This is a genomic window from Photobacterium sp. 270122K (genome assembly GCF_059941365.1).
Genome location: NZ_JBPOEN010000013.1, coordinates 42,186 through 68,008 on the forward strand (window position 1 = coordinate 42,186; position 25,823 = coordinate 68,008).

Annotated in this window: 22 protein-coding genes; 10 read left to right on the top strand and 12 right to left on the bottom strand. The window is 53.8% G+C overall.

Annotation, left to right across the window (positions count from 1 at the left end; translation table 11 throughout):
• Positions 1-279: 279 nt before the first annotated feature.
• From acs to ACSF8W_RS20055, 3 genes are all read right to left on the bottom strand, one after another.
• Positions 280-2,229, bottom strand: coding sequence for an acetate--CoA ligase (gene acs / locus ACSF8W_RS20045; RefSeq protein WP_500848906.1), 1,950 nt, complete (start codon positions 2,227-2,229; stop codon positions 280-282).
• Between the two features lie 277 nt (positions 2,230-2,506).
• Positions 2,507-3,136 (bottom strand): 3'-5' exonuclease, encoded by a 630-nt coding sequence (locus ACSF8W_RS20050; protein ID WP_500848907.1) that lies wholly within the window; start codon positions 3,134-3,136, stop codon positions 2,507-2,509.
• Between the two features lie 14 nt (positions 3,137-3,150).
• The gene (locus ACSF8W_RS20055) at positions 3,151-4,965 is read right to left on the bottom strand and encodes a DUF294 nucleotidyltransferase-like domain-containing protein (protein ID WP_500848908.1); all 1,815 of its coding nucleotides are present in this window, start codon (positions 4,963-4,965) and stop codon (positions 3,151-3,153) included.
• Positions 4,966-5,276: 311 nt separating this feature from the next.
• On the opposite strand from ACSF8W_RS20055, the gene ACSF8W_RS20060 reads away from it, so the two are divergent.
• Complete coding sequence (locus ACSF8W_RS20060) at positions 5,277-6,449, top strand: 3-phenylpropionate MFS transporter (RefSeq protein ID WP_500848909.1); 1,173 nt, start codon at positions 5,277-5,279, stop codon at positions 6,447-6,449.
• 107 nt (positions 6,450-6,556) lie between these two features.
• Positions 6,557-10,063, top strand: a complete 3,507-nt coding sequence (locus ACSF8W_RS20065; protein ID WP_500848910.1) for a PAS domain-containing hybrid sensor histidine kinase/response regulator — start codon at positions 6,557-6,559, stop codon at positions 10,061-10,063.
• Between the two features lie 153 nt (positions 10,064-10,216).
• Here ACSF8W_RS20065 and flhA read toward each other — a convergent pair whose 3' ends face one another.
• The 7 genes from flhA to ACSF8W_RS20100 form a co-directional block, all read right to left on the bottom strand.
• Positions 10,217-12,322, bottom strand: coding sequence for a flagellar biosynthesis protein FlhA (flhA, locus tag ACSF8W_RS20070; RefSeq protein WP_500848911.1), 2,106 nt, complete (start codon positions 12,320-12,322; stop codon positions 10,217-10,219).
• Between the two features lie 18 nt (positions 12,323-12,340).
• Complete coding sequence (gene flhB, locus ACSF8W_RS20075) at positions 12,341-13,468, bottom strand: flagellar biosynthesis protein FlhB (protein ID WP_500848912.1); 1,128 nt, start codon at positions 13,466-13,468, stop codon at positions 12,341-12,343.
• A complete protein-coding gene (fliR, locus tag ACSF8W_RS20080) occupies positions 13,465-14,244 on the bottom strand; it encodes a flagellar biosynthetic protein FliR (RefSeq protein ID WP_500848913.1) in 780 nt (259 codons plus the stop codon). Before fliR ends, flhB begins: the two co-directional genes overlap by 4 nt.
• A 3-nt stretch (positions 14,245-14,247) precedes the next feature.
• Complete coding sequence (locus ACSF8W_RS20085; protein ID WP_500848914.1) at positions 14,248-14,517, bottom strand: flagellar biosynthetic protein FliQ; 270 nt, start codon at positions 14,515-14,517, stop codon at positions 14,248-14,250.
• 84 nt (positions 14,518-14,601) lie between these two features.
• A complete protein-coding gene (gene fliP / locus ACSF8W_RS20090; protein WP_500849012.1) occupies positions 14,602-15,297 on the bottom strand; it encodes a flagellar type III secretion system pore protein FliP in 696 nt (231 codons plus the stop codon).
• Positions 15,298-15,332: 35 nt separating this feature from the next.
• Positions 15,333-15,692, bottom strand: a complete 360-nt coding sequence (gene fliN, locus ACSF8W_RS20095) for a flagellar motor switch protein FliN (RefSeq protein ID WP_500848915.1) — start codon at positions 15,690-15,692, stop codon at positions 15,333-15,335.
• 2 nt (positions 15,693-15,694) lie between these two features.
• Positions 15,695-16,597 (bottom strand): flagellar motor switch protein FliM, encoded by a 903-nt coding sequence (locus ACSF8W_RS20100; protein ID WP_500848916.1) that lies wholly within the window; start codon positions 16,595-16,597, stop codon positions 15,695-15,697.
• A gap of 685 nt (positions 16,598-17,282) precedes the next feature.
• Between ACSF8W_RS20100 and ACSF8W_RS20105 the strand changes: the two genes are divergently transcribed.
• Genes ACSF8W_RS20105 through ACSF8W_RS20140 form a run of 8 tightly spaced genes read left to right on the top strand, consistent with a single transcriptional unit; the run spans position 17,283 to position 25,047 of the window.
• On the top strand, positions 17,283-18,041 hold the full coding sequence (locus ACSF8W_RS20105) for an OmpA family protein (RefSeq protein ID WP_500848917.1): 759 nt from the start codon (positions 17,283-17,285) through the stop codon (positions 18,039-18,041).
• A gap of 11 nt (positions 18,042-18,052) precedes the next feature.
• Positions 18,053-19,492, top strand: a complete 1,440-nt coding sequence (locus ACSF8W_RS20110) for a sigma 54-interacting transcriptional regulator (RefSeq protein WP_500848918.1) — start codon at positions 18,053-18,055, stop codon at positions 19,490-19,492.
• A 29-nt stretch (positions 19,493-19,521) separates the two neighbouring features.
• On the top strand, positions 19,522-19,866 hold the full coding sequence (fliE, locus tag ACSF8W_RS20115) for a flagellar hook-basal body complex protein FliE (protein WP_500848919.1): 345 nt from the start codon (positions 19,522-19,524) through the stop codon (positions 19,864-19,866).
• Positions 19,867-19,878: 12 nt separating this feature from the next.
• Positions 19,879-21,585: a flagellar basal-body MS-ring/collar protein FliF gene (gene fliF / locus ACSF8W_RS20120; protein WP_500848920.1), complete on the top strand. Its 1,707-nt coding sequence runs from the start codon at positions 19,879-19,881 to the stop codon at positions 21,583-21,585.
• On the top strand, positions 21,572-22,579 hold the full coding sequence (locus tag ACSF8W_RS20125; RefSeq protein WP_500848921.1) for a FliG C-terminal domain-containing protein: 1,008 nt from the start codon (positions 21,572-21,574) through the stop codon (positions 22,577-22,579). Before fliF ends, ACSF8W_RS20125 begins: the two co-directional genes overlap by 14 nt.
• Positions 22,576-23,286, top strand: coding sequence for a flagellar assembly protein FliH (gene fliH, locus ACSF8W_RS20130; protein WP_500848922.1), 711 nt, complete (start codon positions 22,576-22,578; stop codon positions 23,284-23,286). The genes ACSF8W_RS20125 and fliH overlap by 4 nt, the downstream gene beginning before the upstream one ends.
• Positions 23,279-24,622 carry a flagellar protein export ATPase FliI gene (gene fliI, locus ACSF8W_RS20135; RefSeq protein ID WP_500848923.1) on the top strand — a complete coding sequence of 448 codons (1,344 nt, stop codon included), beginning with the start codon at positions 23,279-23,281 and terminating at the stop codon, positions 24,620-24,622. The genes fliH and fliI overlap by 8 nt, the downstream gene beginning before the upstream one ends.
• Complete coding sequence (locus ACSF8W_RS20140; RefSeq protein ID WP_500848924.1) at positions 24,622-25,047, top strand: flagellar FliJ family protein; 426 nt, start codon at positions 24,622-24,624, stop codon at positions 25,045-25,047. Before fliI ends, ACSF8W_RS20140 begins: the two co-directional genes overlap by 1 nt.
• Here ACSF8W_RS20140 and flgN read toward each other — a convergent pair.
• Both flgN and ACSF8W_RS20150 read right to left on the bottom strand, forming a co-directional pair.
• A complete protein-coding gene (gene flgN, locus ACSF8W_RS20145) occupies positions 25,044-25,478 on the bottom strand; it encodes a flagellar export chaperone FlgN (protein WP_500848925.1) in 435 nt (144 codons plus the stop codon). The two genes, ACSF8W_RS20140 and flgN, sit on opposite strands and share 4 nt — an antisense overlap.
• A complete protein-coding gene (locus ACSF8W_RS20150; RefSeq protein ID WP_500848926.1) occupies positions 25,478-25,738 on the bottom strand; it encodes a flagellar biosynthesis anti-sigma factor FlgM in 261 nt (86 codons plus the stop codon). The genes flgN and ACSF8W_RS20150 overlap by 1 nt, the downstream gene beginning before the upstream one ends.
• Positions 25,739-25,823 lie beyond the last annotated feature (85 nt).

Sequence of the window (25,823 nt, forward strand, 5' to 3'; positions counted from 1 at the left end):
CATGCTTGAAGTGCAATTATAGAGAATTCAGCGCAAATCGCAGCAAAATACTGGTCTAATCAGCCCTTTTTAATCTGAACAGCTGTACGCCGTAAGATTTTGGCAGTGAATGTCCGCGCAGGTAGAGATGCGCGTTAATCGCCCACTGTGCGTGGCCTTACGGGGTGAGACAATCCCTTGGCGGGATGATTCCGTGGGTTTGTGTGCGGGATCAAAAAAGCCGCCCGGAGGCGGCTTATTGATTGCAAAAAAGTGTAATAAAGCGGGAAATCGAGACCGTTATAACACTTTTTGTTTTTCTGCGATGAGCTTGTCGACCACGCTTGGATCCGCCAGCGTTGAGGTATCCCCCAGTGTCGCGGTGTCGCCGGTGGCGATCTTGCGCAGAATACGGCGCATGATTTTGCCAGAGCGGGTTTTTGGCAGCGCATCCGTCCAGTGCAGGAAGTCAGGCGTGGCAATCGGGCCGATTTCTTTGCGCACCCAATCTTTCACTTCTTTATGCAGTTCAGCACTGGGGATTTCCCCATCGTTCAGGGTGATGTAGGCGTAAATCGCCTGTCCTTTGATGTCGTGCGGGACACCGACAATCGCGGCTTCGGCAATTTTATCAAAGGCCACCAAGGCCGATTCAATTTCCGCTGTCCCCATACGGTGACCGGAAATGTTCAGTACGTCATCGACACGGCCGGTGATCCAGTAGTAACCGTCTTCATCGCGGCGGGCACCGTCACCGGTAAAGTACATGCCTTGGAAGGTCGAGAAATACGTTTGCTCAAAGCGCTCGTGATCGCCCCATAAGGTACGCATCTGCCCCGGCCATGAATCAATCATGACCAAGTTCCCTTCTGTCGCCCCGTCTAAAATGTTGCCCATATTGTCGACGATGGCCGGTTGCACCCCAAAGAACGGACGGGTCGCGGAACCCGGTTTCAAGGCGGTAGCGCCAGGGAGGGGAGTAATGAGGATCCCACCGGTTTCGGTCTGCCACCAGGTATCGACAATCGGACAGCGGCTGTCACCGATGGTGCGGTGGTACCATTCCCACGCTTCTGGGTTGATTGGCTCGCCGACCGATCCCATTACACGCAGTGAGCTGCGGTTCGTGCCTGCAACGGCTTCATCGCCTTTGGCCATCAGGGCACGGATCGCCGTTGGTGCAGTATAGAGGATGTTCACTTGGTGCTTGTCGACCACTTCGCTCATGCGGCTGGTGGTCGGGTAGTTGGGCACCCCTTCAAACAACAGGGTGGTGGCGCCATTGGCCAGCGGGCCATACACCAAGTAGCTGTGGCCAGTGATCCAACCCACATCGGCGGTACACCAGTACACCTCGCCTTCTTGGTAATCGAATACGTACTTGAACGTCATGGTGGCGTACACCAAATAGCCGCCCGTGGTGTGCAATACGCCTTTTGGTTTGCCGGTTGAGCCTGAGGTATACAGGATGAACAGCGGATCTTCGGCGTTCATGGCTTCCGGCTCACAGTGTGAAGAAGCCACGGCGGTGGCTTCGTGCCACCAGACATCACGCGCGCTGTGCCATTCGATATCACCGCCGGTACGCTTGAGTACCACGACTTTCTCGACACTGGTGACCGCATCGTTGGCCAATGCATCATCCACATTCTTTTTCAGTGGTACCGCGCGGCCAGCACGTACGCCTTCATCGGCGGTCACGACCACTTTGGCATTGGAATCAATAATACGTCCCGCCAGGGCTTCCGGTGAGAAACCGCCAAACACGATGGTGTGGACCGCGCCGATACGGGTACACGCCAGCATGGCGACAGCTGCTTCGGCAACCATCGGCATGTACAGGCACACCACGTCGCCTTTGCGCACGCCTTGGCTCTTTAGGGCATTGGCGAACTGACACACTTGCTCGTGCAGTTCGTTGTACGTCAGGGTGGCGTCATCATTGGGATCATCCCCTTCCCAGATAATGGCCGGTTGATCGCCACGGGTGGCCAGATGACGGTCTAAGCAGTTGGCCGATACGTTGAGTGTGCCATCGGAAAACCAGGCAATGTTGACGTGTCCGGTATCAAACGAGGTCTGCTTCACTTGGCTAAACGGTTTGATCCAGTCAACGATTTGGCCGTGTTCACGCCAGAAGCCTTCAGGGTTGATCACTGACTGCTGGTACATCTCGCGATATTGTTCGTCGGTCACATGGGCGCTGGCAGCAATGTCCTGATTAACTGGGTACAGATGAACGTCACTCATTTTCATTCTCCTTGTGTTCCGTCATTGTCCGTAGTGGACCGGAATGTCTCGTCTCGTGGGCCGAAATACGTTGTGTGTGGTATTAACTTCCGCTAGTTCGCGATGAGTCTCAATTAGACTTTAGGATGAGAGACGGGCATGCGCGGGGGATTTACCGCTGTTGCACGGCGGTTGCAGCCAAAAATTTGCACTTTATCGTTGGAGTAGTGCATTGTTTTGGCTGGAGATAACGGTTCTGTGTCTATGTCGCCTGCCTGCGTATCGCGTAGTCACGCGGTTAGCCGCGCAATAACGACAGCGCGGGGCGGTCACCGTGTGTGAGGCGCACATAGATCATCGCCGCCGTGATGGTGTCTTGCAGCGCGTCATGGCGTGGCGGCACCGGTAAGTCAAGGTGGCGGCTGATCGCTTCTAAACTCAGATCAAAGTAGGCATTGGGCAACTGGCGTTCCAGTTGTTCATGGTAGAGGTGGCTGATCTCCACCAGCTTATTGGGGAGCGGAAAGTCGAAGTGGTGGCGAAAGTAACGGTCGAGGATCGTTTTGTCATAGCGGATATGGTAGCCCACCAGCGGGCGATTGCCGATAAAGTCCAGCAGCGTGCGCAGGGCGTGTTGGGTGTCGAGGCCTTGCTGCAGATCTTGGTGGCGGATCCCATGAATGGCGACCGACTCCCCGTTCAGGCTGGCTGGCGCGCGCAACGTTAAATGGATCGACTGGCTGGTCAAAATACGGTTGGCACGAATACGGGTCGCGGCAATGGTCACCAGCTCTGCCCGTTGCGGATCCAAGCTGGTGGTTTCGCAGTCGAGCGAGACCAATTCTTCTCCGCGATAACGTTCAAACAGTGAAGCATAGTCTGTGCCACGGTAGCGGCGTTGGTACCACCAGCGTTGTAAGATATTCATCGTTTATGCTCCCTCTAATCCCTGATCTGATAGTGATACCCCAACCAGGCTTTGAATTTCTTCACCACGTGCAGGCTGTGACGTAACAAGTCGCGCTCGGCCCGGCTTAATTGGGTGAGATCGAGGTGGTGCTGCAGGCCATCGGCCGAGGCCGCCAATTGCTGACGCAGGCGTAATTTAATAAACAGTTTTAAGGCTTCGCTGAGGTTGGACGCCGTGGCGGGTTCAAGCACCTCTCGCTTGGCCAGTTGCTCAATGCGCGCAAAGGTATTGTTGTCATGAATGTCATACTCTAATGCCAGCGCACGGCACCCGTGTACGATAGGGAAAATGCCCCCTTGCTTGATGTCTAGTCCGGTTTTACTGGCCTTCAGGTGGCCGAACAGGGTGAGCGGCACACTGAAGTGCAGCGCTGGGCGAGTGAAGGCACTCAGACGTTGGGTGTGGGCAGCCATCTGTTGGTGCAGTTGCTGCTTGAGGGGCGTGAGTAAGTCGGCATTGCCAGCCACGGCATGGCTGTCTGCCAATATTGCTAATTCCATCAGTGGTTGGGCTTGGCCACTGTGTGTCCAATGCGACACGGTGTGTAACCACTCACTTTGCGTTTTCACCCAGTGTGGGTTGTTGACCATGACATTGCCCGGGCAGAGCGGGTAACCCAGTTGGTGCAGGGTGTCAGTCAAGGTGGCCAGCGTGGTGGCTTGTTCTGGCCAGTCCGTGCCATCGGCTAGGATCAAGGCATTGTCTTGGTCGGTTTTCAGAATTTGCTCGCCCCGTCCTTCCGATCCCATCACCAATAAACAACAAGCCGACTGGTACGCCTGTGGCACCACCAAGCGAAAGGCTTTCTCGATGATTTGCTCGTTGACGGTGGCGATCAGCTCCATCACAAAACGGGTATGAATGCCGTTGTTAAACAGGGTCTCCACCAAGCGGTGCTGACCGTGTGCGGCAGAAGCCAACTCGTCTACCGTATTAGCGCGGGCAATTTGCAACGTCAGCACATGCGAGTGGGTGGAGAACAGGCTCAGCACTTGGGTCAGGTTGAGCATGCCGACAACCTGATCATCGTGTTCGGATACCTGATGCACCGCGACCCGTTTGACCTTGTGACGGGTCATCGCCAGCATGGCATTAAACAGGTAATCCCCTTGGTTAACGCGGATCACCGGGGCGGTCGCCACGGCGCCCACGGCACTGTCGTGGGCACGGTGTTCCAGCATCACCGCATGCAGTAAGTTGGTGCGGGTGATGATACCGTAGGGTTGACCGTCACCGGCTTCGACCAAGGCGGCATCCAAGCGTTTTTGTTGTAATTGCGCGGTGGCAGAGTGCAAGGTGCAATCACGGGGAAGTATCAAACACGGTTGAATGTTGCTGCTGTCAATTTTGGTCAGAATGAATTCGGCCAAGTTTTGTTGCTGTTGGACGGTGTCGATCCCTTGTTGGCGGCGAGCCAAGTCACTGTCAAAGTAGGCGGCAAACGGGCTGTTGTCGGTATAGAACGACAGAAACAATGCCTTGGGTAGCAGGTAGCACAAGGTGTCTTCCTGTGCGGTATAGCGGTGGCGGCAAGGGGGCGAGAGTAAGGCCTGCACATCAAACAGATCGTCGCGGGTGTAATGGGCCAGCACTTCGTGGCCATCGGCGGTGCGTTCTTCAACGCTGCCTTTAATGATGATCAGCAGGTGCTCACAGTGGGCGTCTGCCTCAATCAATGTCTCCCCGTGGCGGAAGTACACTACATCCAAGGCCTCACACAGTTGGTGCTGTTGCGTGGGCGTCAGGCAATCAAATGGGGGCAAGGACGTATCCAAAGAGTCAGACATCACAGTCATCTCCGCAGTTAGAGGGGGCATGTTGCGCGCACTCTTGCCGAACAGCAGGGGGGCAGAGAGAAGCGTGTATGCAGTGCCCAGTGTCAGCGGATTGGCGGGGTTATGCCAGACGACTTTAGTCTACGTTGCTGGGAAATACGGCGCATAACCCAGTAGAGGGACGGGCTAAATGCGGCGGATCAGGCGGTAAAATGGCGGAAAAAGAGGAAATAATCATAACGGATTATTTCATTGGGGCGCTCTATTGTTGCAGGCATAATACGCGCTTTCCGATACTTATCTCCCACAAACTAGGACATGGCATGTTTAGAAGTAGCCCCTATGGATGGACCTCGCAGTACCTGCTCGGTTTTTTCTTCAATTATGGTGTATATCTCCCGTTTTGGGCCTTATGGCTCGCGCATTTAGGGGTGAGCGCCTCGCACATCGGTTTGCTGTTAGGGTTGGGCTTTGGGGTACGTTGTTTGGCCAACTTGCTGATCACCCCGCGTATTCATAAGGTCGAGCATTTGATCCCCGCGCTGCGTATTTTCGGTGTCGCGGCATTAGTGAGTTGTATTGCCTATATTTTCTGTGGCAGCAATGTGTGGGTACTGGCCGCGATCACCGTGCTTTACAACATGATGATGGGGCCGATTGTGCCGCTGTCGGACTCGCTGACTAACTATTACGCTAAAGAAGGCCACCTCGACTATGGTCGTACGCGCCTGTGGGGCTCGATTGCCTTTATTGCCGGCTCGACCGTGGTGGGGTTGCTCGCCGCGAAATTTAACCCGAGTGTGATCCCGTGGGTGGCGGTCGTCGGTTTGGTGGCGATGCTGCTCTTTACCTTGCGTGCCCCGACCGTGACACCGGTGTCTGAGCCTGACAGCCATGCACAGGGCCGTCCGGCGTTATTGCAGATGTTACGTACCCCTGCGGTGTTGCGCTTTCTGACCATCATTGCATTGTTGCAGGGCAGTCATGCCGCTTATTACAGTTTCAGTGCGATTTACTGGAAAGGGGCCGGCTACAGTGAGGATGTGATTGGTTACCTGTGGAGTTTCAGCGTGGTGGCGGAAGTGGCGGTGTTCGCACTCAGCCAGCGTTTGTTTGCCGGTTGGAGTGTGATGGCGATGTTCCGCTTGGCAGCGGTGGGGGTGATGATCCGTTGGGGGGTGACCGCCAGCATGACCGAATTACCGGTATTGTTTGCTGCACAGGCCCTGCACGGGGTGACATTTGCCGCGGCACACTTGGCGACAATTCGCTATATCCAACAAGCACAAAGCAACCAGATGGTGGCGTTACAAGCCTTGTATAACGCCTTGCCGATGGGCGCTTTCATGGCGCTAATGACCGCATTGAGCGGTTGGTTGTACGGCATGTGGGGTGGCGATGTGTTTTGGTTGATGGCAGTCATGGGTGTGCCAGCATTGTTCATGAAAATTGAATCGACGGCATCTGCTCAGAAGGCGCCATCACCGCAAGGCTAACCGGCAAGTCAGCCAACAAGAAAAACTGTGATCCCTCAGATTGGTGCGTGCCAGTGGTTTGGTTACACTGGTGCGCACAATCTGTTAACAATTATTAGGGATGACGCATGGCACAGGGATGGATGGTCGTGCTGGTAACATTGGCCTACCTCGGGCTACTGTTCTGGATCGCGTGGTATGGCGACCGCAAAACACACTGGATGGCCCGTTGGCGGCCATGGATTTACAGCTTGTCGATCGCCGTGTACTGCACCTCGTGGACGTTCTACGGCACCGTGGGGCAAGCCAGTCGGGATCTCTGGTCCTTCCTGCCTATCTATGTCGCTCCTATTCTCGTCTTTACCTTGGGTTGGCGCCTGCTGGCCCGTCTTATCTTGATCGCCAAGCGCGAACACATCACCTCGATTGCGGATTTTATTGCTGCCCGTTATGGCAAATCACAAGGGTTGGCTGTGACGGTCACCTTGATTGCGGTGATCGGCATCCTGCCCTATATCGCGTTGCAACTGCGTGGGATCACCATGGGGTTGACACAAATCGCGCCTTCTCTGGGAGAAAGCATTGGCGGGGAAAGTCTCGGACTGTTTGGTGCCGGACAGGCTGATCTCGCTTGGCTGGTGACGGGGGCGCTGGCGGTGTTCACCGTGTTGTTCGGCACCCGCCATATCGACACCACCGAGCACCACCGCGGCATGATGATGGCGGTGGCGTTTGAGTCGCTGGTGAAACTGGCTGCGTTCATGGTGGTGGGGGTGTTTGCGTTGTACCTGTTGTGGGATCACGCCGTGATTAGCAGCGTGCCGTTCAGCCAATGGCAACCGACCTCGCCCAATGTGGGCAGTTTGCTGATCCACACCTTGTTCACCATGGCGGCGATCATTTGTTTGCCGCGTCAGTTCCACACCACGATTGTGGAAAATGAGCAGGCGCAAGATCTACACCGTGCACGCTGGGTGTTCCCCGGTTATTTGGTGCTGATGGGGATCTTCGTGTTGCCGTTGGCGTTGGCGGGGCAATTTTTACTACCACAGGTCGCCGCCGATACTTATGTCATCAACTTGCCGTTACAGCAAGGGGCGGAAGGGATCGCATTGCTGGCGTATTTGGGCGGCACCTCGGCGGCCAGTGGGATGGTGATTGTCTCGACCATTGCGTTGGCCATCATGGTGTCGAATGACTTGGTGTTGCCGTTATTACTGCGCCGTATGCGCATGTCAGGGCGCAAGTTCAGTGCCTTTTCCGGTTTATTGCTCACGGTACGCCGCGGCCTGATTTTGCTGCTGCTGTTGGCGGCATGGGGCTTTTATCACGTCTTGGGGGAGATCCCGTCCCTGTCGGCGATTGGCTTATTGTCGTTTGCGGCTATCGCGCAGTTTTCCCCGGCGTTGATTGGCGGCATTTACTGGCGAGAAGGGAACCGCAAAGGGGTCTACGCGGGACTTGCGGGCGGGATTTCCATTTGGGCCATCACCATGATGGGGCAAACCCAGATGCTGGCCGGCACCAGTGAGACCAATGTGTTGCTGTGGTTACTGACGCCGCCATCGTGGCCGCTGTTGGGCACCTTATCGAGCGTTGACTGGGGCATGCTGCTGAGTTTGCTGGTGAACACCGGATTGTATATCGGCGTGTCGTTGCTGACGCGTTCCTCGCTGACCGAACGATTACAAGCGGCGTCGTTTGTGGGGGCGCCGTTGCCAGAAAGCGGCGATGGCGATGCCAGCTTATACCAGACCCGCGTGACCGTGGCCGAGTTGGAAATGCTGGCCGCCCGTTTTGTTGGTCGTCAACGGGTACGCCAAGCCTTTCGGTTGTACAGCGAACAGTACGGGGATCAGAATACTAAACCGTATCAAGGTATATCGCCCGATCAGCAAGCCCCGTCCAGTTTGATCCGCCACACCGAACGGGTACTGGCGGGGGTGTTCGGGGCCTCGTCAGCGCGCTTGGTGCTGACCTCTGCGCTGCAAGGGCGCAAGATGCAACTGGAAGAAGTGGCGACCATTGTCGATGAAGCCTCAGAGCTGTTTGATTTCAGTCGCGGCCTATTACAAGGGGCGATTGAGCATATCAGTCAGGGCATTGCGGTGGTCGACAAACAGCTGCGGCTGGTGGCGTGGAACCAGCGGTATTTGGAACTGTTTACCTTCCCGCCCGGGCTGATCCAAGTGGGGCGGCCCATTGCCGAGGTGATCCGCCATAACGCCGAATTGGGGTTGTGTGGCCCCGGCGATCCGGAGGCGCATGTGGCCAAGCGGGTCGAACATCTCAAAATCGGCACCGCCCATACCTCGTCGCGGATTCGTCAGGACGGACAGGTCATAGAGGTGCAAGGTAACCCCATGCCCGGTGGCGGGTTTGTGATGAGTTTTACCGATATCACCCAATTTCGCCATGCTGAGCAGGCGCTCAAAGAAGCCAATGAGACCTTGGAAGAGCGGGTGCGCAAGCGGACCTGTGAGTTAGAAGCCCTGAACCGAAAATTGGTGGTGGCGACCCAGCATGCAGAGCAGCAAGCGCATTCTAAAAGCCGCTTTTTGGCCGCGGTCAGCCATGACTTGATGCAGCCGCTCAATGCCGCGCGTTTGTTCTCGTCAACACTGTCGGAAGTGACCAAAGATGCCGAGAGTGCGCAACTCGCCCGCCACATTGAAAGTGCGCTGGGAGCGGCGGAAGATTTGATTGGTGACTTGTTGGATGTCTCACGCTTAGAAGCCGGTAAGTTGCAGGTCAATGTGCATGCCTTTCCGATCAGCGAGGTGCTGGAGACCCTGAGTGCTGAGTTTGGTGCGATTGCACGTCAGCAAGGGATCACCTTTGACGTGGTGCACAGTGATGCGGTGATCCACTCTGATCCCAAATTACTTCGTCGGGCGTTGCAGAACTTTTTGACCAATGCGTTTCGTTATAACCCGCAGGGGAAAGTGGTGTTGGGGGTACGCCGTCGTGGCGATCAGGTACAGATTGAAGTGTGGGATAACGGCCCCGGTATACCGGCATCGCAACAGGCGCATATTTTTGATGAGTTTACCCGTATTGAGAACAGCGGCAGTGAGCACGGTTTAGGGCTGGGCTTGGCGATAGCGCGGGGGATCAGCCGTGTGTTGGATCACCCGTTGTCGTTACGGTCATGGCCGGGTGAAGGCACGGTATTTGCGCTCGCTGTCCGGCGCGGGGTGAGGGTGGCGGTGCAGCCCGCACCTGTTGCGGACATGCGCGCGGCGCCGTTAGCGGGTGTGCGGGTGTTGTGTGTGGATAACGAGCCCGACATTTTGTTGGGAATGGCAACGTTGCTGGGGCGCTGGGGATGTGATGTTCGGTTAGCGGAAACCGTGGTCGCGGCGATGCAGCAACTTAACGATGACTGGCAGCCCGATTTTGTTTTGAGTGATTACCACTTAACGAACGGGCAAACCGGCCTGCAAGTATTGCAGCAGTGCAGTTTACGATTAGGACAAACCTTCCGCGGCGCAGTGATCAGTGCCGATCGCACGGAAGCCACCCGAAAAACCATCGAAGGGCACGGCTTTACCTTTGTCAGCAAGCCGGTGAAACCGCTGAAACTGCGTACTTTGTTGACGCAGCGTCAGCATCAACAGGCCGGAGTGTCGTGATGTTTACCTCACGCTGGTTGTGTTATCCATTAGGCTGATAATCACTTTTCGTAAGAAACAAACAAGGCTCGACATTGCTGTCGGGCCTTGTTTGTTTCTATGCATGATAAAGCGCGTGATAGAACGCGCTATAAAGCGTTCGATTACCGATGATCAGCCGAGGTGGCCCACCACTGACACACTGCGGTTATCCGGGATTTCGTTGAAAGACAACACTTGCAGGCCGCGTGAACAGATGCGGGCATAGCGGGCCAGTAACGGACGCAGCTGTGGCATCACCAATAGGATCGGCGGGTGACCATTCAGTCGCATGTTATCCAGTGCTTCCGGCAGGCTGCGTTGTAGCTTTTCAATCACTGTCGGTTCAAGGGTAAAACCGTCAAGTTGCACATGGCCACCGGCTTGCGCCTGACTCAGCGCCCCGAGCAAAATATTCTCTAACTCGTTCGATAAGGTCAGGGCCGGCACGTCAGAGCGCGAGCCGATCAAGCTGGCTAAGATCACGCGGCGCAGTACACAACGGACATCGGCGGCCAGCAAAATAGGATCTTTGGTCAGCTCGGCGGATTCGACCAACGAGTTAGCAATCGTGACCATATCCGACAGCGGCACCCCATCCACGGTCAATTGGCGGAACACACGCAGCAGCTGTTGGTGGGTGAGTTTTTGTTGCAAATCATCTGCCAGCTTACTGTTAATGTTGCCCAGACGCTCAAGGATGCCGGTGACTTCAACCGGGCCCAGAATGTCTTCAATGTGGTCGTTGATCACTTTGCTGACATGGGTTGAGATAATGGTGGCGTGGTCTACCACGGTGTAGCCGAGGTTAACGGCTTTGTCTTTGTCATTGGCAGTGATCCAGACAGCTTCCATGCCGTAGGCCGGATCTTTGGTCAGGATGCCATCGACACTGCCGTAGACCTGCCCTGGGTTAATCGCGAGCAGTTTATCCACCTCCACTTCCGCACTGACGGCGACCGCCCCGCGTACGGTGATTTGGTATTGGCTGGCATCCAAAGCCAGATCATCGCGGATATGAATATGCGGGATCACAAAGCCCCGTTGTTCTGTCAGTGTTTTGCGGATCCCCAGTAAACGGTTGAGCAGTTCAGCCCCTTGCTGACGGTCAATCAGGCTGACCAAGCGGTAGCCCACATTCAGGTTCATGGCATGGATATGTGGAATATCCCCCGTGACCAGTTCTTTACTTTCCGGCGAGGTATTTTGCTCGACAATTTCTTCCGCACGCTGCAGATCTGCATCATCAATGACGGGAGCCGCCTCGAAGCTGCGCATCCGCCAGCCGGCAAATCCCACGATGGCACTGAAGCACAGGAAGGCCATGTGCGGCATGCCCGGGATCAGGCCAAGGATCAGCATGATACCTGCCACCACAAACAGGGCGGTTGGCGAGGCCAGTACTTGCTTGGTGATTTGATCGGACAGGTTATTGTTGTCTGCGACGCGGGTAACAATGATCGCGGCAGAGGTCGCCAGTAACAGGGACGGGATCTGAGCCACCAGACCATCACCGATGGTCAGCAGGGCATAAGTCTGGAAAGCGTCAGAAAAGCTCAGGCCAAACTGGAACACACCAATGCTGACACCACCAATAATGTTGATGAACAGGATCAGCATACCGGCCACTGCATCACCACGGACGAACTTGGACGCACCGTCCATCGACCCGTAGAAATCGGCTTCTTGCGCGACTTCCTCACGGCGTTTTTTCGCGCCCTGATTATCCAGAATACCGGCATTCAGATCGGCATCAATCGCCATCTGTTTACCCGGCATCGCATCCAAGGTAAAGCGGGCACTGACTTCGGAAATACGTTCGCCACCTTTGGTAACCACCACAAAGTTGATGATCATCAGGATCACGAAGACCACGATACCGACCACATAGTTGCCGCCGATCACGACGTCACCGAAGGCCTGAATAACCTTACCAGCGGCATCGCCGCCGAGGTGACCTTCCAGTAATACAATGCGGGTTGAGGCAACGTTTAGCGCCAGTCGTAGCAGCGTGGCCACCAGCAAAATGCTGGGGAACACGGAAAAGTCCAACGGTTTGCGGCTGTACACACTGATCAGCATCACCAGTAGCGCCAATACGATGTTGAAGGTGAACAGCATATCCAGCACGACAGCCGGGATAGGCAGGATCACCATCGCCAGCATGGTCATCAGCAGCAGCGGTACACCGAGCTGACCTTTCGCTAAGGCCCGAAGGAGCGGGGAGAGTTTTTGTTTCATAGCGTCATTACACTTCCGTTAACGGCGTAGTTCTCGGGGAATCGAGACCCGAGGGAATGGAGGTTTGCTTGGTTGTCGGCCCTGTCGGTATTGCTCCATCTGGAACACAAACGTCAGGATATGGGCAACGGCGACATATAACGGGGCGGGAATTTCCTGCCACTCGTTGGTGGAGTAATACACGGCACGGGTAAGAGGCGGCACCTCGACCACGGGGATGTCATGTTGTTTCGCGATGGCCTGCATCTGGAGCGCAGACTGATCCAACGCTTTGGCGACGACGTATGGAGCACGGGCCTTGTTGAGGTCATACTTCAGCGCCACGGCATAATGGGTTGGGTTCGTGATCACGACATCGGCCTGCGGCACCGTATTCATCATGCGACGCTGGGTCATCTGACGCTGCAACTGACGGATACGGCCTTTGATTTCTGGGTTACCGTCGGTGTTCTTATGTTCTTCCTTGGCCTCTTGCTTGGTCATTTTGAGCTGTTTGGTGTAATCCCAGCTGGAATAAGGCAGATCCAAGAGGGCGATCAGCAGTAGTGCCAAAGCAAAGCTCAGCAATCCCAACATCAGAAAGTCGATACTCTGGCTGATAGCACTGTTCAGCGGCATTCGCTGGATAGCGATAATGTCTTTAATATTGGTGGTGATGAGGTAGTAGAGCGTTACGGAAATCAGCGATACCTTCAACACGCTTTTTACCAGCTCAACCAATGATTTGGCCGAGAAGATTTTTTTGATCCCGCTGATGGGGTTGAGCTTGGAAAATTTAGGCTGTGCCGCTTTGCCGGAGAGGTTCCAGCCGCCACGGATCAGGTTCGCCAGCACCGAGATCGCCATCATCAGTCCCAGTAACGGAGCAATCACACGCAGCATCACCACCACGCTGTCGACCAGCAAGGTGATCATCAGGTTCGGGTCAAACGCTTGTGCCTTTGTCAGGCTAAAGCTCAACTGGCTGATGGTCGTGGCCATGTGCACCAGCTCGCGGGAAAACGCGGCGAACAACAGGGCAGCACCCAGCGTCAACAGCGCCGTGACCAGTTCGCGGGAGCGCGGAAGGTTACCTTCCTCTCTGGCCTTGCGCAGTTTCTGTTGACTGGGTTCTTCGGTTTTATCCTGACTGCTGCTCTCACTCATGGCGCACCTCCTTCCAGCAGTCGCATCATGTCGAGCGTCTCACTGCTGAGACGCACGAAGTTTTCAGGCAGCCCAGTATTGGAAATTAACAGACAGACTAGGCCCAATAACATCGTCATTGGAAAGCCCAGCGCGAAGACGTTTAGCTGAGGTGCCGCTCTATTCATCATGCCAAACGCACCATTTACCAGCAGCATCGCGGTGACGGCTGGCAGGGCCAACAGTAAGGCGGCCGCCATCATCCAGCCGAACCGGAGAATGATCAGGTATAACGCCTGTTGGCTGAAGAATTCACCGACCGGCCAAATGTCAAAACTGCGGACAAAAATCTCCAGCGCGACAAGGTGCCCGTCCAATGAGAGAAACAGCATGAAGGTATACATTTGGTAGTATTTTCCCATTGCTGGGACACTGACACCGTTCACCGGATCATTCATCATCGCCATCCCCAGACCCATCTGCATGGACAGGATCTGCCCCATGGTGGTGAAAATGGCGAATAGAAACTCCAGCAACAGCGCGAGAAAGGCGCCGATCAGTACCTGCTGTGCCGCATAAAGCAAAGCGTGTAACGACAGCGGATCAACGGATGGCATCGCTGGCATCAAGGGGGCAGAGAGGACGGCAATCATCAATGCCAGCATGACCCGTACCTGAGGGGGAATGCTGCTGCCACCGATGATGGGCATGGCCATCAACGCACTGCCGAGGCGAACAAACGGCCACCAAATCTGACCAAACCAGGCATTGAGCTCGGCAGCGGTAAATTCGTACATGGGTCAGCCAATCAAATGAGGAATATCAAGGAACAGGCGGGTGAACAAGTCACTCATGGTGCGCAGTAGCCACGGGCCGGCAAAGCCCAGCATGCCGAGTGTGACCAACAACCTTGGCAGAAAGCTCAGCGTTTGTTCATTGATTTGCGTGGCCGCCTGAAACACGCTCACGACCAGTCCTACAAGCAGGCTAGGGACAATCAGAACGGCCACCATGCTGATGATGATCATCAAGGCATCGCCAAAGAAGGTGGCGACAAATTCAGAACCCATACATTTATTCTCTCATCGGCATGGCTGCAACAGGCAGCGTGCTAGGGGTTTCCCCGTGTTGATAGTGTGGTCAGCTTGACGGGGTTAGCCAAAGCTGGCGCTGAGTGTCCCGACGGTCATTGACCAGCCGTCAACCATGACAAAAATCATCAGCTTGAAAGGCAGTGAGATGATCAGCGGAGAAAGCATCATCATCCCCATCGCCATCAGCACACTGGCCACCACAATGTCGATGATTAAAAAGGGGATAAACAGCATGAAGCCAATTTGAAACGCGGTCTTGAGTTCGCTCAGGACAAACGCCGGTGTCAACAGCAAGAAGTCTAATTGTTCGTAACTGTCGGGCATCGGTTCATTGGCAATACGCAGTATCTGCTCCAGATCGGTTTCTCGGGTCTGCTGCAACATAAAGTCTTTAAGCGGTGGGGCGGCGGTCTCCATGGCCTGCTGCATAGTCAATGTCCCAGCCTGATAAGGGACAAGCGCATCATCATAAATCGTGGTCAGAACCGGTCGCATGATAAACAAGGTTAATGTCATGGCGATCCCAATCAACACCTTATTCGGTGGACTTTGCTGCAAGCCAAGGGCTTGGCGCAAAATGCCGAGTACAATAATGATACGGGTAAAACTGGTGACCATCAGGAGCATGGCAGGTAAGAAGGACAGGGCGGTCATTAGCAGGAACACCTGCATTTTTACACTGTACTCTTCTTGTCCGCTGGGGCCGGTAATACTCAATAATGGGATATCTTGCGCCAGTACGGGCTGGCAGAGCATGAGCAGCCCTAGCGCAGCAATACGGAGGCAAGGTCTCACTTTGCCAAGCCTTTCAGCATGTCATTTTCATCCATCACATCAATCAAGCGAAGGCCGTACTTATTGTTCACAATCACCACTTCTGCGTGACCCAGCAGCGTGCCATTGACCTTGACATCCATCGGCTCACCGCTGAGCTTGTCCAGCTCAATCACGGTGCCAAGACCCACATTCATAAGATCACCGACCATTAGCTCGGTACTGGCGACTTCCAGCGTCAAATTGACCGGGATATTGCGGATAAAACTCATGTCTTGCGCGCTGTGGCCAGCGGCACCCGCATGGGATTGCTGATCCAGCGCACCTAGATCAAGATCATTAAGATCGATATTTAAATCAGTAAGTTGCTCTGACATGATTACACCTGAGAGGGATTAAGAATCTGTTGGATATGCAATACTAAGCTAGCGTTATGTTCCGCCACCTTGGCTTCAAATAAAGGGGTGCTGCCCGCCCTGACGATCACGTTCTCTGGCAGTTCGATAGGAATGACATCACCAGGTTTCAGATCCATGATTTGGCCCAGCATAAGGCGACGTTCGGCCAGTGTGCTGTGCAGACGAATGGGCGCTTGGCAGATTTTCTGTTGAATTTTAGCCTGCAGTTCAGGGTCGGTATCGACGTTGGTTGGTTGGCACTGCTGATCACGCAGGAAATCCAGCCCCGCAAAAGGCAGCGCAATTTCAAGCCACCCGGTTTTCTGACCGGCGATGTCTATGGTGAAACGGCACACCTGATACAGTTGATTGTTCTGTAATGGGCTGAAAAGATTCAGGGTATTTTTGGCCTGCAGCTGACTTTGCCAGTCGGTAATGCTGTGCCAGCTGGTGGAGAATTGCTGCAAAATCGTCGTGAAGAAACGCTCAACGAGGCGGAGTTCTGTATCGCTTAATTCGTTGTGCTTCGTGGTTGACATCCCATTGCCACCAAAGAAGAGATCCACCATGAAGAACAGTAGGTCGCCGTCGATGGCAATCGTCCCGTGCAGATCATGGGGAGAGACCATGAACTCTCGATAGAGAGAGGGTTTCTTCATTTGCTGCAGGTACTCTTGCAGCTTGAGGGTATCTTGTTGCACCAATTTGATGTCTGTGGACTGACGAAGCATGTGATGGAAAGCGTGTCTTGCTAAACGCTCAAACTGCTTGCCGATATTATCGATAATCGATTGCAGTGCACCAATACGGTGTTCCGGACTCGCTAAATCGAAGTCTCGAATATCAACCTGCTCTGTGCTGGCAATGACTTTACTCTTTTTCATTAGCTTCATTATCAAATATATTAAACAAGTGGATTAAGCGTATGCCTTATTTCACATAAATAAACAAACAGTGCATAGGGCTACGGTGCAGATCGGTCGATTATAAATAATGCGTCATTATTTACTAATGTATGTTTGAAAAAAGTATGATCTTTTTTCCAACTTTTATAAATTTGTCAATATTATCGTCTTATTGATTGAAAAATACCCTGCGTAATGTATGGCTTTGATTTATTATTGATTAAATTACAATGCAATACCGTCACGTTCTGTTCATAAACGTGTACATGATTCATTTGACGTGCATTGTCAAAAAAATGACTTTTCTGCATGATATATTCTTTTAATGCTTGATACTGTACGAGTAATGCCTTCTTGTATTACTCTACGCCCCTCCAAAGTATCGTACAGCAGTATTAAAAAACATGAACACCACGTTGATCTTGTGTGAGTGTCATTGTGCTGAATGTTAACTTTTTCTCATCGAAAAATCGTTTTATTACAAGATGAAAAAATATGGATGTATTTATTGATATAAATATCTGCAAGCAGTTTTATATCAAATTTAAATTGGATTAATCATTTTATTGACGGTGCTGAAATGTATACCCGGACCTCTCTGGCGTCTTTTCTATTATTTTTCTCTGTTGTGTCAAATTCGTCTCAAAATAAATGGATGAATGACATGGACGAAAGTTCTTGGTTATTTAGTAGCACGGCTCAACAGTGCAGAATCAGTCAGGATATTGACGGCTTCGGTGACGTCTCATTAATTCTTGATGCCGGTGAGCCGCTGGTTTTTCAGATCAAAAGTAATGATATCGATACCCGCATTGAATTTGTGGGGGTCAAAGGTATCCCAGCGAGCTGGGATACCTTTGACCCTTATCCGTTGAATGAACACGGCGCGGTGACCGTTTCCACCTTGACTGGCGAAATCATCATTGATGAAGCCGATGCCATCTTGGCTGCGCTGTACCGAGGGGACTGGGTTTCACTGGCCTTGTCGTTAGCGGAGCAACCCGTGACGGTTGAAGTGTCGAATGTCCGTTTTCCGACGGCAGCGATGGCGTTCTTAAACTGTAAAAATCAGCTGTTGCCGATGAGCTACCGTGAAGTCCGTGATAGCACGTTCTATTTGTCTCCATTTTCGACGGAATTAACCCGTGAAGAGTGGCACCGTGTAGAAGGTATCGCGCAATACCTGCAGTCACAACAGAACATCAAAGCGGTGTTGGTTGACGGGTACATGAACAGTCAAGCGCGTAGTAGTGTGAAGTTGCGTCAGTCCAAGGAAATGGCCGATGAGGTGGCTTCATTGTTTGTGGAGAAAGGCATTACGCCTTCTTTAATTGAAGTTCGAGCACATGGTGGCCGGTATCCTCAGGAAGAGGGTCAGCCTGCGGGTAAAGGCCGAGTTCGAGTTCGGATCGTTCAACTGTAAAGAGGCACGACATGTTGCAAAAAAATCATATCCTGCTTTTCCATCCTCATCATGAAGTGCTGGAAAATGTATTGTCGGCATCAGCTACGCCAGAGATTGAGATCGTTTGGGTCCGTGAACTCGCGCCCTTTTTGGCGGCGGTCGGCGAACGGCGGTGGGATATGTTGTTGATCCCCGCCATGTTGGACGATGGCCAAGAAGCGGCAGAGCTGATGCCTCAGTTGTCGTGGCAAGGCAATCGTGCCGCCGTGGTGATCCTGTCGGATGTGCATCAGGCAGGCCAAGTGACGCGTGCGCTAAAGAAAGGGGCGATGGATTACCTGTTGCTGCCGTTTGAGACGCGTCATTTGTCACAGTTACTGCAACGCATGGCCGTGATGCAAGACCCGTCAGCGCAAGTTGTCGCGGAATCAGAGCAAAGCCGTCAGTTGTTTCAACTGGCTCAACGGGTGGCTCAGACGGATGCCTCCGTATTGATCAATGGTGAAAGTGGCACGGGCAAAGAAGTGCTGGCGCAATTTATTCACCGTTCATCGTCACGTGCGCAAGGCCCCTTTGTCGCGATTAACTGTGCGGCCATCCCTGAAACCATGATTGAATCTATCATGTTTGGTCACAGCAAAGGGGCGTTTACTGGCGCCGCCTCTGCACAGGCGGGAAAGTTGGAAGTGGCGAACAATGGCACCTTGTTTTTGGATGAGGTGGGGGAACTGCCGCTGGCGCTGCAAACCAAATTATTGCGTGTCCTGCAAGAGCGAGAAGTCGAACGCTTAGGCAGCCACCAGAAGATAAAATTGAATATCCGCATCTTGGCGGCCACCAATCAAAACCTTGAACAGCAAGTGGCTCAGGGCCTTTTCCGTACCGATTTGTACTACCGTCTGAACGTTTTCCCTTTGACGTGTTCTGCGCTCCGTGAGCGACCGGACGACATTGTACCGCTGGCGAATCACCTGCTGAAATGCCATGAGCCTAACGGGGCGACGATGTTCACGGAGTCAGCCAAATTGCGCCTGCGTGAATACCATTGGCCGGGCAATGTGCGTGAGCTTGATAACGTTGTGCAGCGAGCATTAGTCATGAGTCGAGGGTGTTTTATCCGCGAAGAAGAATTGATGCTGCCTGTGACCGCGATGGCGACAGCGACAGCATTACTGTCCTCGCCGGACGGGCTCAATGATTATGCCGCCCCAGTCGCGCAGCCTGAGGTCAAGGCATTGACCTGGGCGGTTAAACCCAATTTACAGGAAAGCCGCAAACAAGCGGAATTCGACACGATTATCGCCACCTTACGTCGCTTCAATGGTCACCGTAATAAAACGGCCCAAGAGCTGGGTGTGACGACACGGGCGTTGCGCTACAAAATTCAGACCATGCGCGAGCAGGGTTTCGATATCAATCAATTGTTGGCTGGCGCGGAGAGTGCCGCCGAGCAAGCAATGATCAATTAAGCCTCAAACCGATAACTGAGATCCGATAGATGCAAGACAAAATCATGAACATGCAATTGCCGTTAAGCCAGATGCATGAAATTCAAGCCCAGCTACAAACGGGTGAGCCATTGCAGATTGCGGCCAACCCGCGTTTTTCTGGTCAGGGTGAGCGTGTCGATTTCTCCAATATCATCGCCAACATGGTGAAAGAGGTGGATCAAAGCGGGCGTGCCGCCTCGGCCAAGATGGAAGCGGTCGACTTGGGGCAGAGTGATGATTTGGTTGGCGCGATGGTTGCCAGTCAGAAAGCCAGCTTGTCATTTGCTGCCATGGTGCAGGTACGTAATAAGCTGCTGACCGCGTATGACGATGTTATGCGTATGCCGGTGTAAAGGAGCGTCTGAGTGACTGAAGTGATAAAACAGCAATGGCAGCGTCTGACGAGCCGTGGTGTATCGACAGCGCGTCCCGCCCCATGGCGTGGGGTCGTTTTGCTGGTGTTGGTGGCCAGTTTGGTCACCACGGGTGTGGTGTTTGCGCTCTGGCAAGGAAACAGTCAGTACCGTCCGTTGTATGGCGAGCATGAGCAGTTTGACAGTGCGCAGGTGATTGCGGTGCTCGAAGAGCAAGGCATGGACTTTTACATTGAGCCCCAGCAAGGCAGTGTCATGGTGGAGCGCAGCGTCATCGGACAGGCGCGCATGGCATTGGCTGCCGCAGGCGTGAAAGCACAAGTGCCGACGGGATTAGAGATCTTGTCGCAGGATGCGAGTCTCGGTACCAGTCAATTTATGGAAAGTGCCCGTTATCGCCATGGCCTTGAAGGTGAACTCGCACAAAGCATTATGACGCTGGATGCCGTCGGCAATGTGCGCGTGCATCTAGCCATTCCGAAACAAACGTTGTTTGTCCGTCGTGATAAAGAATTGGCATCCGCTTCGGTTGTTGTGTCGTTGTTGCCGGGAAAAACGCTGTCATCGGCACAAGTCACCGCGATTGTGAATTTGGTGTCAGGTAGTGTGACGGACTTACCGGCAGATCGTATTAATGTGATAGATCAGCACGGTAACCTGCTGTCGGCGCATGAAGGGCAGCAGCATGCCGGTCAAGCCAACGGGGCTTACTTGGATTACTTGGCACGCCTTGAGGAAAGCTATATCGAGCGTGCTACCAAGATGCTTCAGCCGATGTTGGGCATGGGCAACTTTCAGATAGAAGTCGCGGCCAATATTAACTTTGATCGTACGGAAGCCACGGAAGAGCGCTATGCACCTGAAGGTGTACTGCGTTCTGAATTCTCGTCCTATGACCGTCGTACCGCCGCAGAAGCGAAAGGGGTACCCGGGGCGCTGAGTAACCGCCCACCGGAAGAGGACGAGGATGCCGACCCGAATAACGCCAATGAACGTGGTGAGGCGTCGCGCGAGTACCTGATTGATAAAACCTTAAAACACATCAAGTTTCAGCAAGGCACCTTAGAGCGCTTGAGCGTTTCGGTGCTGTTAAACGGTCAACCTGATAGCTTCACGGCCGCGCAGCTTGCGGATATGCAAACCATGCTGACCAATGCCATGGGCATCAGTGCGGCACGGGGCGATACCATTAGCGTGAATGTCTTCCCGTTCACGGTCGCTGAAACCAGCAATATTCAGAGTGAGCCTGAGTGGTGGATGCAGCCGATTTGGTTGGAATATTTACGCTATCTGCTGCCTGCGATTGTGATGCTGGTGATTTTGTTGGTGGTGGTACGTCCGCTTATGCGTTTGTTGACGGGTGAAGCGCGTACCCGAGCGCCGGCAGACGCGTTACCGGTTGCTGCGGCAACGAGTACGGCGATCGCCACCACGCCATCAGTGTCAGGGGCGGCGCCTGTGGCCGTTGACGCGCCAGTGAAAAATGTGTCGCCAGACAGTGACACAACCGTACCGGCCACCGTTGCCAATGGTACGCGTGCGGTGATGGCGCATGATGCCATGTTGGCCGATCTCCCGAGCCCGGAAACGGGACTGGAAGCACAGTCATCGTATTTGCAGATGCTGTCAGAGAAAGAGCCTGAGCGTGTTGCGCATGTTGTTAAACAATGGATAACCCCGAAAGATGCAGACAACTGAAAGTAAACCCGATATTGAACAAGCTGCGATTTTGCTGCTGAGTATGGGTGAAGAAGCGGCCGCCAATGTGCTTAAGCAACTTGAGCGTGAGCAGGTGCGTCAGCTTTCTATCGCCATGGCGGGGATCCCGGCCGTGAAGAAAGATCAAGTGGAAGCGGTCTTCAGCCGCTTCTTCAATGATTTCAAAACCGAATCGGGGATTTCCGGGGCCTCGCGTCATTACCTTGAGCGCACCTTGAATAAAGCGCTGGGGCAGTCCTTGTCTCAGCCACTACTGGATTCCATTTACGGGGATTCGCTCAAGCACAACCTGCAACGTCTGCAATGGCTTGAACCGAACAAGTTGGTGGAATTGATTGCCGGTGAACACCCGCAGATGCAAGCGGTCTTCTTGGCGTACTTGGATCCAGAAGTGGCAACCAAGTTATTGGCGTTGCTGCCACAAGACGGGCTTGATGACTTGTTGTACCGCTTGGCAAACCTGAGCGAAATTCACCCTGACATGATCTATGAAGTGCAGGTGTTGCTGGAGAAATTCCTGTCTCAGGTGGGTCAGCAAAACAGTACCTTGATTGATGGGGCGCAGAAAGCCAGTGAGATCATTAACCGTCTCGATGGCACCCGCAGTGAAGGGGTGATGGCGGGGCTACGTAAGCTGGATCCTGTGCTGGTGAATCAACTTGAAAACAAGATGTACAACTTCAGCGTGCTGATGCGTCAGAGCGACGAAACCCTCGAGCGTTTGGTGGAAGAAGCCGATCAAGACATGTTGGCGACCGCACTGAAAGGGGCGGACGTGGATCTGATGGATCGCCTGTATGGCACCATGCCAAAACGTGCGGCGCAGTACTTGCGTGAAGCGATTGAAGGCAAAGGCCGCGTGCGTTTGAGTGCGGTTGAAGAGGCGCGTAATCAGCTGGTTCAGCTATTGCGTTCGCTGGCCGAACGTGGGGACGTGGAATTGCAGATGTTCAGTGAGCCGGTGGTCGAATGATGAAAAAAGAACGGCCGATTTCCGTCTTGGCCCCAAGGCTGGGGGAGTTCAGGAATTACCGTTACCCCCCATTGGTAACGGTGCCTGATGATGACTTGTTCGGTGACGAAGGCGGAAGCAGTTACCAAGATGAATTCAACAATGGCTTTCAAGATGGCCAGCAAAAAGGCCACGAGCAAGGCTATCAAGACGGCGTCAATCAAGGGCTCCAAGTCGGCCAAATGGACGGGCTGGAGCAAGGCCGTCAGCAAGGGTTACAAGAAGGGCGTCAACACGCCCAACAGCACGTTGCCAGTGTGATGCAGGCAACGGGACACCTGAAAGAGCAGATCCAACAGGCTTTTCATCAGCACGTGCATCAACAGAGTGAGATGTTGTGTGATTTGGTGATGAAGGTGGCGCGACAGGTGATCCGTGCCGAGTTGACCCTACAGCCGGGCCAAATGGTAAACCTTATTGAAGAAACGCTGGGGCAATTGCCTGAGCATCAACCGGATTTGAGCGTGTTCTTGAGTCCACAGGACTGCCAGCGTCTGCAAGAGTTGGTGCCGGATCAGGTCGCACAATGGAACCTCAAAGCCGATGAGACGTTGCAGATCGGCAGTTGCCGCGTCGTCACCGCTGATTCCGAAGCCTTGGTTGACAGTGAAGAGCGACTGGCGGCCTGCATGGATGTGGTGAAGGATACCTTACTGGCCGATGCGTAATTTATCTGAAGAGTTGGCCGCAAAGCTCAGCATGGCGATGGATCGGGTACCGGATGTGCCTGTGGCTCGCACTTATGGCCGTCTGGTCCGCATGGCGGGATTGACCATGGAAGCGGTCGGATGCCGACTATCGACCGGGCAGCGTTGTATGGTGGAAAACGATCAGGGCGATCTGATTGAGGCTGAAGTGGTGGGGTTTGATCGTCAAGCCTCGGTACTGATGCCTATCCGCCATGCGACCGGATTACGCCCGGGCAGCCGGGTCTTGCCCCTGCACGGTGACAGTAAAATCAATGTGGGTTATGGCATGTTGGGCCGAGTCTTTAACGGCTTGGGTGAGCCGTTGGATGACAAAGGCGCGGTTGTACAAGAACACCGGATCAGCTTACAAGGCGAGAGCATTAACCCGTTAAAACGCTTGCCGATCTCCCAACAGTTAGATGTGGGGGTCAAAGCGATTAATGGCATGCTCAGTGTCGGTAAAGGGCAACGTATGGGGCTGTTTGCTGGCAGTGGCGTGGGGAAAAGCGTCTTGCTTGGCATGATGACCCGTAACACCACCGCTGAAATTACCGTGGTGGGCTTGATCGGTGAACGAGGTCGAGAAGTGCGTGAGTTTATCGAGCACTCGCTGGGCGAAGAAGGGATGAAACATGCGGTGGTGATTGCCTCACCCGCGGATGATTCCCCGTTAATGCGCTTACGGGCCTCGGTGTTATGCCACCGTATTGCGGAGTATTTTCGTGATCAGGGGCATGACGTGTTGCTGTTGATGGATTCACTCACCCGTTACGCCCAAGCGCAGCGAGAAATCGCCTTGGCGGTCGGTGAGCCACCCGCGACCAAAGGGTATCCGCCGTCCGTGTTCAGCTTGCTCCCGCAGTTGGTTGAGCGTGCCGGAAACGGGGCGACGGAGCGGGGGTCCATCACCGCGTTTTATACCGTGTTGTCTGAAGGGGACGATCAGCAAGATCCAATCGCCGATGCCGCCCGTGCCATTTTGGACGGACATATCGTGCTTAACCGTGAACTGGCTGAGCAAGGGCATTATCCGGCGATTGATATTGAACAGTCGATCAGCCGTGCCATGCCACAAGTGGTGAGCCCGGATCAATTAGCGCAAGCCCAGCGGATCAAGCAATTGTATGCGCGCTACCGTCAGGTGCAGGATTTGATCTCGTTGGGGGGCTATCAGCCGGGGCAGGATCCACAACTGGACTTAGCGGTACGCAGTTATCCGGCCATTTGCCAGTTTTTGCAGCAGCGGATGGATGAAAAGGTCACGCTGCAAGATAGTCAGATGCACCTACTGCAACTGTCTGGAGGGATGTTCTGATGCGTCGCTTAGCGGTATTGAAAACATGGCAGCAACAGCAACAGGGCAAGTTTGATGATCTCAAACAGAGCCAGGGTCACATGCAGCAGCAGTATCAAGCGCACCAGCAGCGTCTTGCGTTATTGGAAGAGCTTCCAGGGCATTACACCGTGGCCAGTGGCGGTCAGACGTCCGCCATTATGCTAAAGGGCATTGGCCGTTTTCGGCATCAGGTGGATAACCTTACCCGCTTACAGCGTCAGGAAATCGCGCTAACGGAAGTGGAAATGCGTAGCCTTAACCAGCGACTGGTGGCGCAGCACCGTCAAGTCAAAATGGGCGAGACGGTGGTGGCCAAACGGGAAGCTGTGATGCAACAACAACGGGATAAGCAAGAACAAAAGATGTTGGATGAATTGGCGATGCAGCGCTTTATGCGCCGTTAACGAGCAGGCCCATAGCAGTATTGCTGTTCGGGTTTAAGCAGTTTATCCATCAATTGTTTTTGGTGCGCCAGTTGGCGGCCATTGTGGTTATTCAGGTTCTGGCACTCTAAGGTCAGCTTATGCAGTTGCTGCCACAATTGACGACCTTGCTGGCCGAGGGGATCCGGTAAGGCGCTGAATAAGCGCTGCATGCCGTTATCGTCAGGGCTCAATCCCATCGCTGTCATACTGGTCACACGTTGTTTTGCATGCGCACTCAGCGTGCCCATCAGGCGGTCAAGATCGTGATTCAGGGTCACTAAAGCCGTGCTGTCACGGTTTGTCAGCAGCAGGTGTTGCTGTTTGAGTTGCAACGCAAGCTGCTGATAGCCTTTGACATCCTGCGCCAAGTCATTCAGCAATTGTTTGATCAGTGGGCCGTGGCTTGCCATTACGCATCATCCTGATAAAAATCAATCATTTTGCTGGCAAGGCTGTCGATATTGACGCCCGTGTCACGGCTGCGCAGCAAGGCTTTCGCGGCAGCGACTTTATCCATATCCACATCACTTTGCTGGGCAGACGCTTGGCGCGCTTGCTGCAACGGCGAGAGTGTTGTGTCATTGAGGGTGGCCTTATTGGCCACTTTGGCTTCTGGCTGGGACTGAGACAGCGAAGCCGGTTGTGTGTTATAGGTGATTTTTCCAATCATGCTGATAGCCTGAATATCTGTAGATGCAACAAGGTTCCAATAGTCATAAGCGACCGAAATTCTATCCGCTTAACCCTTATTTTTG